This is a genomic window from Collinsella sp. AM28-11LB (assembly GCF_003469895.1).
Lineage (GTDB): Bacteria > Actinomycetota > Coriobacteriia > Coriobacteriales > Coriobacteriaceae > Collinsella.
This window is the reverse complement of the sequence record NZ_QSKJ01000001.1, coordinates 224,153-236,727: the sequence shown is the minus strand read 5'-3', so window position 1 is coordinate 236,727 and position 12,575 is coordinate 224,153. Positions and strand designations below refer to the sequence as shown.

At 61.3% G+C, this 12,575-nt stretch carries 7 protein-coding genes; 4 read left to right on the top strand and 3 right to left on the bottom strand.

Annotation, left to right across the window (positions count from 1 at the left end):
* Positions 1-113: 113 nt before the first annotated feature.
* A complete protein-coding gene (locus DW732_RS00985; protein ID WP_158567308.1) occupies positions 114-1,574 on the top strand; it encodes a helix-turn-helix domain-containing protein in 1,461 nt (486 codons plus the stop codon).
* Between the two features lie 99 nt (positions 1,575-1,673).
* Here DW732_RS00985 and mgtA read toward each other — a convergent pair whose 3' ends face one another.
* On the bottom strand, positions 1,674-4,442 hold the full coding sequence (gene mgtA / locus DW732_RS00980; RefSeq protein WP_118098188.1) for a magnesium-translocating P-type ATPase: 2,769 nt from the start codon (positions 4,440-4,442) through the stop codon (positions 1,674-1,676).
* Positions 4,443-4,879: 437 nt separating this feature from the next.
* On the opposite strand from mgtA, the gene pyrE reads away from it, so the two are divergent.
* Positions 4,880-5,560 carry an orotate phosphoribosyltransferase gene (gene pyrE / locus DW732_RS00975; RefSeq protein WP_117735658.1) on the top strand — a complete coding sequence of 227 codons (681 nt, stop codon included), beginning with the start codon at positions 4,880-4,882 and terminating at the stop codon, positions 5,558-5,560.
* Between the two features lie 363 nt (positions 5,561-5,923).
* Here pyrE and DW732_RS00970 read toward each other — a convergent pair whose 3' ends face one another.
* Complete coding sequence (locus tag DW732_RS00970; RefSeq protein WP_117735659.1) at positions 5,924-7,441, bottom strand: nucleoside hydrolase-like domain-containing protein; 1,518 nt, start codon at positions 7,439-7,441, stop codon at positions 5,924-5,926.
* 264 nt (positions 7,442-7,705) lie between these two features.
* Entirely contained in the window at positions 7,706-9,043 is a 1,338-nt protein-coding gene (locus DW732_RS00965) for a prolyl oligopeptidase family serine peptidase (RefSeq protein WP_118098187.1), read from the bottom strand.
* Between the two features lie 484 nt (positions 9,044-9,527).
* Here DW732_RS00965 and DW732_RS00960 point away from each other — a divergent pair, with 484 nt between their 5' ends.
* On the top strand, positions 9,528-10,955 hold the full coding sequence (locus tag DW732_RS00960; protein ID WP_118098185.1) for a PTS transporter subunit EIIC: 1,428 nt from the start codon (positions 9,528-9,530) through the stop codon (positions 10,953-10,955).
* Positions 10,956-11,181: 226 nt separating this feature from the next.
* The gene (locus tag DW732_RS00955; RefSeq protein WP_118098183.1) at positions 11,182-12,495 is read left to right on the top strand and encodes a DUF4038 domain-containing protein; all 1,314 of its coding nucleotides are present in this window, start codon (positions 11,182-11,184) and stop codon (positions 12,493-12,495) included.
* The last annotated feature ends 80 nt before the right edge of the window (positions 12,496-12,575 follow it).

The window sequence follows — 12,575 nt, the reverse complement described above, 5'->3', positions numbered from 1 at the left end:
GGGGGGGGGGGGGGGGGGGGGGGGGATTCATGAGAGGCATGGGAGACACAGCCGCATACTTACGTCGGGGCATTCGGGAGATTATATGCCTAGCGCTGTTCTATTTTACGTATTTGGCTGGCGAGTATCTTTTTGACGTGCGCGTTGCCGAGTTTGTGCCGCCGAGCGAGGTCGTTGTCTACGAGAGCTTCATCGTCGGCGCGAGCGCAATCGGCTTTCTTGTGCGTCCCCTTCTGTACTACCGCCGTCCCCGTGCGATCGATACGACAAGCGACATCGCGGGCGTGTTGCTGGCATCGGCGTTGCTGCTGTTGATGATGGCGGCTCAATTTGAGATGCTCATTGCCGGCGGGTTGCTGACGTTCTGCACACTGGGCTACTGCGGATCGACCGCCCATGCCAACTTTGCGCGACGCTTTGCACGGACGCCGTATTTGGCGCGCGTGTTGGCACTTTCGTATGCTTTGGGCGTTTTGCTGCAGGTGCTCAACCATATGGTGATGCCTGCGGGGATTCCGCAGCAGTTTGTTCTTGTTGCCTGTGCGGTTGCGCAGGTGGTACTGCTCCACAACGTCCGTCGCGCCAAGCTACACGGTGAGCCTGAGGTTGGGCGCGAGTCCGATATCGCCGAGCTTTCGGTGGATGCGTCGGAATTTGGCGCCAAGTGGCAAGACGATTCTGAATCAACGGCGGCTTTTCGGCGCGCCGTGGTGCGTCTGACGGTCGCAACCGCCTGCCTTACCGGTGTGTTTGCCGCCCTCAATGCAGGGCTCACGACCTCGCATGCCGCCGGGGCCATCGATTTGGGCGATTGGCCGCGCCTGTTGATGGCGGCGAGCGCTCTAGCTGCCGGCGCCTTGTTTGACCTGCACGGTCGTTCGTATATGAACATCACCATGACTTGCACTGCCATGTTGTCCACGCTTTCGTTCTTTGTCTTGCTCGTCGACGGCAATGGCGGCAATGTGCTTGCGGCCATGGCGATTTTCTATCTGGGTTTGGGCTTCTTCGTGGTGTTTTTTACGACGAAATTTGCTGCCATTTCGGTTTATGCGCACTGGTCGTATCTGTGGCCGTGCATGGGTCGTGTCATCAGCAACATTTGCGCGATGCTCGTGACGGCGCCGGCGGTGGCGATTATCTCGAGCCAGAACGTGCTGCTGGCGGTGGGTGCGGTGCTCGTACTGTTTGTGGGCATTGCGATTTCGCTGCTGGGACAGTTTGGGCATCGGGCAGATGACGCTGCGGTGCCCGGCGAGCTGGCGTTTGCTGCCGATGATCTTGGCGCGGATCGCGCGTCTGCTCAGAGCGAGCCCGCTTCCGCGGAGGTGCCGGAGCTCACGCTCGACGAACGTCTCCATGCCTTTGTCGCCGCCTTTGAGCTTACAGAGCGCGAGCGCGATATTTTGGAGGCCTTGGTCGCATCGCACGAGAGCGTTCAGGATATCGCTGCAACGCTCTTCCTTTCGCGCTCTACGCTCTACCGTCATATCGCCTCAATCAACAAAAAGACCGGTGCCGCCTCGCGCGTGGCCCTCATTAACTTCTTCTGGTCCTGGACGCCTCAAGACTAGCTAATTTGGGACGGGGCTTTTTTAGCTGTTTTGGGCCGCTGCGGCCAGCAGGGGTGGGTCGCGACGGCCCAGACATTCTTGACGATGGTGCCGGCAACGCTACAGCAGCTCGCCGTGGCGGGCGATGTAGCGGCGCTTGGCCAGCTGGGTGAGCGCGATGTAGGAGCCGACGATGCCGATGAGCAGCGCGAAGAAGCTCGTTGGCAGCGGCATGAGCCCCAGTGCATCGGCGATGGGGCTTGCCGGCAGCCAAGTGACGAGCGCCAGGCCCAGCACGGTGAGAACGCACAGCGCGGGCGCGGCGTGGTCGCGCGGGCTCGGCAGGCGCGGGGAGCGCAGCATGTGGATCACGAGCGTCTGCGACCACATGGACTCGACAAACCAGCCACTCTGGAAGAGCGCCGCAAAGGTCGCCATACCCGCGACGTCGCCCGCGGCGGCAAGCTCGGACCAGCTTGCGCCCACGGCGGCGGGGCACACCACAAAGAAGAGCGCGGCGAAGGTCACGATGTCAAACAGCGAGCTCACGGGGCCCAGCTCGAGCATAAAGCCCTTGATGGACGCAGCGTCCCAAGCGCGCGGGCGGGCAGTCCAGGCCTTGTCGACGGTGTCCCACGGCAGTGCGATGCACACGATCTCGTAGACCAGCGACAGCAGCACCAGCTGCAGAGCGCTCATGGGCAAAAACGGCAAGAACAGGCTCGCAGCGGTTACGGACAGCACGTTGCCAAAGTTGGAGCTCACCGTGGTCTTGAGGTACTTGAGCAGGTTGCCGTAGGTGCGGCGGCCTTCGATGATGCCGCGCTCGAGCACGCCCAGGTCCTTTTGGAGCAAGATGATATCGGCGGATTCCTTGGCGATATCGACGGCGGAGTCGACCGAGATGCCGCAGTCGCTCGCACGCATCGCGGCGGCGTCGTTGATGCCGTCGCCCATAAAGCCCACGGTGTGGCCGAGCAACTCGCGCATGACGCGCACCAGGCGCGCCTTCTGCAGCGGCGAGAGCTTGGCGAAGAGGTGGGTGTTCTCGGCGCGCTCGGCAAGCTCTGCGTCGTCGAGCGCATCGATCTCGGAGCCCAGCAAGACGTTGCTCGCGTCGATGCCGATCTGCTCGCAGACGGTGGCGGCGACACGGTCATTGTCGCCGGTCAGGACCTTAACGGCGACGCCCTTGGCCTCGAGGGTGGCGACGGCGCCCGCGGCACTTGCTTTGGGCGGATCGAGGAAGGCCAAAAAGCCCATCAGCACCATGTCGCACTCGTCGGCGATGCCAAACTCGCCCACGCAGCGCGGATCGGTCTTCTGCGCCACAGCAATCACGCGCAGGCCCTCGGCGTTAAGCCCAGCGACCTGCTTGCGAATCTGGGCGAGCTTCTCGTCGGTGAGCGGCTGAGCGATGCCATCGACCTCGACAAAGGAGCAGATCTCGAGCATCTCCTCGGCAGCTCCCTTGGTAACCATCTGGGTTTTGCCTTGGGCGTCGGCTACAACTACGCTCAGGCGACGGCGCGAGAAATCGAAGGGCACCTCGTCGACCTTGGCATAGCGGTCACGCAGGCTCTGGCCCAGCATGGAATCGGGCGCGACGGTCGAGGGCGTCACGTCGGCGCGGTCGATGACGGCCAGGTCGATAAGGTTCTTGAGGCCAGTCTGGAAGAAGCTGTTCAAAAACGCATGGCGCAGCACGCGTGCGTCCTCGTTGCCGTCGGTGTTGAGGTAGCGCTCGAGCACGATGCGGTCTTCGGTGAGGGTGCCGGTCTTGTCGCAGCACAGGACGTCCATCGCGCCGAGGTTTTGGATCGCCGGCAGTTCCTTGACGATAACCTGACGACGGGCGAGGTCCTTGGCGCCCTGCGACAGGCTCGTGGTCACGATGACGGGAAGCATCTGTGGCGTGATGCCCACGGCCACGCTCGTGGCGAACAGCAGCGCGTCGATGACGTTGCCCTTGGTGGCGGCGTTGATTGCAAAGACGGCCGGCGCCATAACGAGCATGAGGCGTACGAGCAGCATGGAGACGCTCGAGACGCCGCGGTCAAACGCGCTCTTCTCGACGCGCCCGTTGAGCATCTTGGCGATGCCGCCCAGGTAAGTGTCCGAGCCGGTGGCAACGACAAGCGCCATGGCGGTGCCGTTTTGCACGGAGGTGCCGGTAAAGACGATGTTCTTGCAGGCAGAGAGTGGCAGCGCAGAGCCGTCGGCGCCCTCGACGACGGTGATGGCAGCGGTCTTCTCGACGGCCTCGCTCTCGCCGGTGAGCGCGGACTCGATCACAAATAGGTCGCGCGCGGTGATGACGCGGGCATCGGCCGGCACCATATCTCCGGCAGAGAGGCGGATCACATCACCGGGGACGAGCTCGTCGAAGGGGATCTCGACGCGCTCACCGTCGCGCAGGGCACAGCAGGTGTTGGAGACCAGGTCCTTGAGGGCCTCGGCCGCATTGCCGCTGCGGGCTTCTTGGATAAACTTCATACCGCCCGATACCAGCAACATGATGCCGATGACGATGACCGTGGAGGGGTCACGCTGCAGCTCGGGCACGGCGAGCACGTCGATGTAGAGCGAGACCAGTGCGAGGGCGGCGAGGATGCCAGCGAAGGGATCGACGAACGCGTCGGCGATGCGGCGGGCGAGCGTCTTGGTCGGCGCTTCGATGGTGTTGGGGCCGACGGCGCTCAGGCGCTCGGCGGCGTGCTCGGCGGTGAGGCCGTTTGCCGTGGCGTCAAGCAGTACGAGAGTGTCCTCAGCACAATGGGTGGCGGCGAATATGGTGTTCTTGGACAGGCCGGCGTGGGCGGCAGGGCGCGCCGTGCGGCGGCGCTTGGAGATGATTTCGAGTAACGTGGCGGTTTTGAGCATTAGCATAGGGTCCTCCTTGTTAAAGGGAGTTAGCGTACGTGTCGTATGTGCTTTAAAAACCTAGATGTCGCTCACGTCATACTCACGAACCACCACAAAGGGGACAGGCACCTTTGTGGTGGTTTTGACGATCGGCTATTGGCGCTTATGCGTGTGCCGAATCCTCGCGGCGTGCCGAGGGCGACATGCAGGTTTTTCGACTATGACTGCCTTCCATGGCACATCTCCTTAAGGCCGGGCGCGACGCGCTTTGGGTATCTCGTACCCTTTCTAATCCGCCCGTATTCTTGATGAGGGGGTTTGACATGTCAATCCCCATTGTTCGGAAAACCGTTGCCCCTGACAAAGCCTTTACAGAATGACGTGACCTCAAAGCGCACCCGCATCGATGCTTCGCCTGCGCTAAACTGGATGGCACGTACGCGAACACGAGAGGAGCCCGCATGGAGGCTTACAAGCAAGAGTTCATCAAGTTCATGGTCGAGTCCGACGTTCTTAAGTTTGGCAGCTTTACGCTCAAGAGTGGCCGTCAGTCCCCGTTCTTTATGAACGCCGGCGCTTACGTGACGGGCTATCAGCTCAAGAAGCTGGGCGAGTATTACGCCCAGGCCATCCACGATAATTTTGGCGACGACTTTGATGTGCTGTTTGGACCGGCCTACAAGGGTATTCCGCTGGCCGTCGTGACCGCCATTGCCTACCACGAGCTGTACGGCAAGGAGGTCAAGTACTGCTGCGACCGCAAGGAGGCCAAGGACCACGGTGCCGATAAGGGCAACCTGCTGGGTTATGAGCCCCAGGACGGCGACCGCGTGGTGATGGTCGAGGACGTTACTACCAGCGGCAAGTCCATCGACGAGACCTATCCCAAGGTCATGGCTGCGGCCGATGTCGAGATCAAGGGCCTTATCGTCTCGCTCAACCGCATGGAGGTCGGCAAGGGTGGCGTGACCACCGCTCAGAAGGAGATCGAGGCCAAGTACGGTTTCCCCGTCGCGAGCATCGTCTCTATGGACGAGGTCGTCGAGACCCTCTACAACCACGAGATCGACGGCAAGGTCGTCATCGACGACGAGCTCAAGGCCGCCATCGACGCCTACTACGAGCAGTACGGAGTTCGTTAGTTACGCGGGTTTACCAACCCGCGTAACCACTTGACGCTGCAAACCCGCCAGAGCGGCAATCTGCCTTTCAACTTCGGCGGCATGACCAGAAGGTCAATGCCGCCTCGTTTCAAGGCACCTTGCTCGCTCTGGCGGGTTTTCGCTGTCGTTGCCAAAACATCGGCGTTGCCGCTGCTGTGGGGGTACTCATTGGGGACGTACTTAAATGAGTGTCCGCAAAATGAGAGTGGATAATCGCCCGTTTTTGGTCTGTTTGCGGGCTCAAAGTGGGAGATTATCCACTCTCGTCATTTTGGCACTTGGGGACGTTCCTTTTGTGCCGGCACCTGGGGACACTCCTTGTCGAATGTGGGCCGCCGGTTGCTACGCGACGGTGATGGCGACCTGGGCGTAGCGGGTGCAGGGGCGCTCGGCGTGCGTCTGCATGGTGAGGGTGAGCACGAAGCGGTCGCCGGGTCGTGCGTCGGCGGGTACGACGAAAACGGCGTCCACCGTGCATTCCTGCCACAGCGACAGATTTTGGGAACCTGCATAGCTCGACGGGTCCACGGCGACATCCCAATGTGCGTCGAAGCCCCGGCCGTCGGGGTCGACGATGGTCGCCGCCAGGGCGACGCGCTCGCCGGTTGCGGCGCTGCGGTCGGCCGTGACCTCGACAACGTGTGCCGGATGCGAGCAGGCCGCCGGATCGTGGGCGCACCATTGCGCGCGGGCGGCAAAGTCCTCCTGATAGGCACGCAGATAGGGATTGGGATTGTCGTCTGCGGGTGTGCTGATGTCGGCAAGGCCGGCGGGCGCGTTCGCGTCTGCATCGGGATGTCCATCAAGAAACATGCGGCCGAGCAGCGTGTCGAAGTCGCGGTCGTCGATGCCGCGCAGGCCAAACGGCAGCAGCGGAATATAGGTCATACTGTCGCCTTCGGCCATAAAGTCGCCGCGCTCAAACTGCATCGCGGGCATGCCTTCCAGGCCCCAATCCAGACGGGCATGCTTGCCAAACTGAAAGCGCTCGGGCTCGTTTTCGTAAACCTTGCCATCGCCATAGAGCATATAGCGCGCCATGAGGGGGCCGTTGCCCTGCGTGAGATTTTGCTCAGGCCAAGGAGCCTTAAACAGCGGCAGTGTATCGGGCTGAGCGATCTTGGCGTCGACATAGCCGCCATACATATAGGGAACACGCCAAAAGATGAGGTCGGGAAAGAGCTCGCGTCCATGGTCGAGCCATGAGTTGTCCTGCCCCACGCCATCGGCCACGCCCAGCACGCGCACCTTCTGATAGACCCGCTGCTGCACGGCGGGCCACTCGGGCGTGCTCTGCCACTGCTCGACGATGGACATGAGCGCACGAACGATGGTGTTCATACCACCCCAGGAAAGGAGCCACAGCGTGCGCGGGTCGTCGTCCATAATGGCGCGGGCGATGACGCGCGAACCAGGCGTCTCCTCGCGAACGTCGCCCTCAAAGGCAACGTTGCCCACATAGGTACGCTCGATCATTTCCGCTGGCGTGGGGAAGGACGGCTCGTCGGCGGCCTGCGCGTTGGCGTTCAGCGTGGGCCAAGCGTCCGAATACTCATTGCTCCAAAGGCTTTCGATCCAGCCCTCGGGGAAGGGACGGTACTCCATGAGCGAGCCGGCCTCGGGATCGGGCTCATGCGGAACGACATCCCAGGTATAAGAGCGCACACCTTTGGTGCGCCAATGCGCATTCACCTCGCCCAGCGTATGGACGCCGTCGCCAAGAAAGTGATACTGCGAAGCCGTGTACACCACAGCCTGCACATCGAGCACATTGAGATACAGAGCCAAATGAACCAAAGAGTTCATATCATCGACTTCCATATCGGTAGTAACAATCACCCGAGTCAAATCATGAGACATAAGAACAGCTCCAACCAAGAATCTTTCAGCCAGTTACGCGCAAGGCAAGACGGGACCCACGCCCCCATCGCCACCGACCCGGCGGCCCACCGGAAGCGCCCGGCCAGCGTTTCGAACAACGTTAACTTAGGGGGTCCTGACCTTTAGTTTTGTAAACATTCCGCAGCGCGGGCCCGTTTATCCGATGCTCCGGAGGAGCAGGATGAACGGGCCCATGCGCGAGGACGTTTACAAAACTAAAGGTCAGGACCCCCGATGGGATGGCTATCTCGAAACCCTGGCCGACCACTCCCAGCAGCCCACCGGCTCGCCGTCGATGAGTACGTTGCCCCCGTCGAAGTCTTGATAACACAGGTCGTTGAACTGGTGGATCCACACGCCGTGATTGAACGTCTTCTTGGGCGAGCCGTCGGCCTCGCGGTACACGCCGGTCAGGTCCTCGACATGGCTAAAGTAGGTGAGGTGCACGTTGGCGTCGGCATCACGCAGGCGCGCCGTGAGCGGCAGCACCGTCTGCTGCGGGCACACGAGCTCGTCGCCCTTGGAGTGCGTAAACCACAGCGGCGTCTTGGAGAGTGCGGCCACGTCCTCGTCCGTGGCGTTGTACCACGGCGCGCAGCAGGGAAGGCCCGCGGCGAAGAAATCGGGGTAGTCGGCGCACAGGCGCAGGGTCATAAAGCCGCCGTTGGAAAGGCCGGCGACCACGATGCGATCGGTGTCGATGCGGTCGGCATGCTCGGCGACAAACTCGTCGATGAGCGCCTTGAGCACGGGGGAGTAGATGCTCTGGTTGGAGCGACCGAGCTGCTCGACGCCGTCGTCCATCCAAAACGTGGGCGACTGCGGCACGAGCACCCAGGCAAAGCCGCCAAAGTAGCGCTGGATCTGCTTTTGCGAGAGCGCTGTCACGCGATTGCCGGTGTAGGCACGCGTCGCGCCCTCGCCCTGTGTGGTGCCCTTGCCCTCGCCGGCGCCGTGCAGGTACACGATCAGCGGCGCCTTCTCGACGGCGGGCGTGTCCTTGGGCGCAAACGGGTTGAAGAGCGCGGAGTCAGCGGGCTCAAAGCTCGGCTCAAAATAGCCGTACTCGAGCGCGATGCCGTCGACGGGCGTCTGCTGCACGGCGTTATGCCAGCCCTTGAGCGCGGGGCAGATGTCGCCGCGGCTGCGATCGAAGACGAGGCCCGCGGTGGGGTCGTCGCCGTCTTCGCCCGGGAGCGCCACAAGCTGCGTCACGCGCAGACGGTTCTTTATATAGCGCGAACCCAGCACGCCACCCTCGATCTCTTTGGTGAGACGCACCTCGGGCGTCTCGAGCGCTACGTGTGTGCCCTTGGGCAGGCGCTGGCCGTTCTCATCACAGGGGTAGGTGGCGAGGACCGGCACGTAGCCCACGGAGGGCGCTGCGTGATCGGTGCCGTGCTCCTTGCGCATCAGGACCTCGCCCGTGCGCTCATGGCGGGCACAGTAGATATTGAACGTGTGCTCGTTCACGTCGTTGGCGCGCACGGTACAGGGCAGGTCGAGTACGACCTTGCTGATCCAGGGGCCAAAATCGCCCAGCGTGGTGACGGTTGCGTAGGTACACGATTTGAGTTCCATGAGCTACTCCTTTGTGCCGCAAGTACTAAACAAAAGCGGCAATACAGACTAAACATGTTTAGTTTAATGCAGAATTGTAGAATGAGCAGATGAACTCGGTAAACGGTAAAACTGAACACGCAATGAACTACTAAACATACGTTTACTATTAACTAGCAGGACTTTTTGTTGAGGATCTAGCTCGTTACAAAGGTGTTTATCAAAATAAAAGCCCACGTAAATAGCCATATATCAATATCTGGTCAAATAGACGATCTTCTACCGTCTAAATACGCTTACCCCCGAATTCCTACCGTTCACCGGACTTCAGACGGCAAAATTGCCACAAATTGGGCACTCCGTGTAAACTAAAGCCCGTAAACGTTCAGTAAACAAATTGTTTACCGCAACGTTAAAGCCCGGGCCGCCGTAAGGGGTTATAGCGGTAAGGGTCCATGCAAGTCGCGGCGTTAGGTACGCCGCATAATTATTGGGGAGGGGTCCCATGGCAGTAGATAACAAACAGATTGCCACCGATGTCCTCGAGCTCGTGGGCGGCGCGGAGAACGTTACCGTCGCCACCAACTGCATGACGCGCTTGCGTCTGACGCTCAAGGACAACAGCAAGGCCGACGTGGAGAAGATCAAGAAGGTCAAGGGTGTTCTGGGTTGCCAGTTCGCCGGCAGTCAGCTCCAGGTCATCATCGGCCAGAACGTGCCGAAGGTGCTCACCGAGTTCGTCGCCATCTCCGGCGTCAAGCAGGGTGCCGCCGTTGACGAGAATCTCGATGCTCCCAAGGAGAAGTTCGAGCTCAAGAACCTGCCCAACATCATCCTCGACTATCTGTCGGGCTCCATGACCCAGCTGATCCCGCTGCTCATGGCCGGCGGTCTGTTCCGCACCATCGCGGCTGTCCTTGGCCCCACCATGCTTGGTGTGCTCTCGGCCGACGACCCGACCTACACCTTCCTCTACACCACGCTGTACGAGGCAACGTTCACGTTTATCCCCATCTATCTGGGCTATGCTGCGGCTAAGAAGCTCGGCGCCAGCCCCGTGCTCGGCATGCTCCTCGGCGGCGCTCTCATGGCCCCGTCCGTGGTGACGGCCGCTACGCAGGAGGGTGGCGGAATCATCTCCGTCTACGGCATCCAGATCGCTGCCGCCAACTATCAGCAGTCCGTCCTGCCGATCATCCTCTCGGTGCCGGTGCTCTACTTCATCGAGAAGTTCTTTAAGAAGGTCATGCCCGACGTGCTCTCCACGGTCTTCACGCCGTTCTGCACCATGATCGTCACGATCCCCATCGCTTTCATCGTCCTCGCTCCGATCGGCAACGAGCTCGGCAGCCTCATCGCCAACATTCTTTTCGGGCTTGCTGACCTTGGCGGCATCGGTATCCTGATCGTGATGGCCATCCTCGGCGCCTTCTGGCAGCTCTTCGTGGTCTGCGGTATGCACATGCCCGTTATCCTGCTCGCTCAGGTGCAGATCATCGCTGCTGGCTACGATCCCTTCGTCTTCGTTTCCACCAACTGCGCTATGGCCGCTGTCTGGGGCTGCGCCTTCGGTGCCTTCCTCAAGATGAAGAACGCTGACGAGAAGAGTCTTGCCCTGGGCTACGTCATCTCCGCCATCGCCGGCGGCGTCACCGAGCCCGCGCTCTTCGGTATCCTCATGCGCTTCCGCCGCACCATGCTCGGCATGTTCATCGGCGGTGCCATCGGCGCTGTGTTCTCGGGCCTCATGGGCGTCACCTATTACCTCGCAGGCGGTGCCTCCAACTTCCTGGTCTTCACCAACTACCTGCAGGGTGGCCAGATGAACACCGTCTGGGCTATCGTCGGTATGGCAATCTCCTTTGCTATTGCCGCTGCCGTCGTCTTTGTCACCGGCTTCTCCAAGGAGGAGCTCGCCGAGATGGAGGCCTAGTCGCCCCAGCCTTGGTCTAAATAAGACCCCCTACACGACAGGGCTCCGCTTGGCATAAGCCCGGCGGGGCCTTCCTGTAGACTTTTTAGGAGAGACGTAAGGGCCCTGTGCTTCGCGTGCGTTCAATTTGAGCTGAGCAACTGCAGCCGCAGACCCTACTGTGATAATGCGGCAGGCGACTTCTTTACCTCCCTCCTAGCAAGTCTCCCCAAGAGAAAGGTGCCATATGAGCTTGGGAAAACTGACCGTCAATACCCGTGAGGACGGGTTCCTCTGCGGCGGCAAACCATTCTTTTGGTTTGCCGATACGTGCTGGAGCGCCTTTACGAGCATCACCGAGGACGATTGGGATTACTACCTCACCCGCCGTGCCGAGCAGGGCATGAACGTACTGCAGATCAACACCCTTCCGCAGTGGGACCGCTGCCTGCCCGACCTGGGCATTTGGCCCTATGCGAGCGAGGACGGCGTGCACTTTGATTGGAGTGCACCCAACCAGGAGTACTGGGGCCGCGCCCGCCGCATGTGCCAGGCAGCCGTGGAGCACGGCATTCGCCCGGCGCTCGTGCTCATGTGGTGCAACTACGTGCCCGGTACCTGGGGCTCCGTGATCGCCGAGCGCCTGGGTGCCGAGGTCATGCCGCGCGAGGAGGTTCGCGCCCACGTTGCCCGCGTCGTCGAGAACCTGGGCGAGTTCGACCCCGTCTACGTGGTGACAGGCGACACCGACTTTAAGACCGACGAGGCTATCGCCTATTACGGGGACGCACTCGACGAGGTCACCAAGCTGGCTCCCGAGTCCTTGCACACCATGCATATCAACCGTGGCAACCGCGCCCTGCCCGAGCAGTTTGCCGATCGCTTGGACTTCTACATGTTCCAGCCCGGCCACAACTATAGCGGTCAGGAGGAAGCTTGGAAGCTGCCCGAGGATTTTCGCGCGCAGTATCCCAAAAAGCCGATGGTCAATTCCGAGCCCTGCTACGAGCAAATGGGCGCGAGCCGCAACGTGTACTGGCGTTTTACCGCGCAGGATTGTCGCGCGAGTGTTTGGTCGAGCATTCTGGCCGGTGCCAGTGCCGGCATTACCTACGGTGCGCACGGCGTGTGGAACTGGCAGACCTCTCAGAGCCGTGGCAGCGTCCTTGGCGAGGGCTTTGACATGCCGTTCCGCTGGCAAGAGTGCCTGCAGTTTGCGGGCGTGTGGGACTTTGGCCTGATCGAGCACGTGCTGCGCGGCCTGGGTGCCACGAGCGCGGATGGGGCGGTAGCTGTTGAACCCGCGCAGGAGCTGCTCGACGATGCACGCGAAGCCATCCGTGTGGCGCGCGTGGGCGAACGCGTGGTGGTCTATCTGCCGAGGACCACGGCCGTCAAGCTCAAACTCGAGGGCGGCGCCACCGCCTGGAATGCTGTGGCGTTTGACCTGGAGAATAAACGCGTGGCCAACCTGCCGGTTATGTCCGTCGACGATGCCGTGCGCGTGGCCCAGCATCCCTTCGAGCACGATGCACTCCTGGTGGTCTCGCCCGCTCAGTAGCGCGCGGTTCCAACGCGACCAGCGGCAAAAGGGCCCGAGTAACGACTACAGAATGAGGGTGGATAATCTCCCGTTTTTGG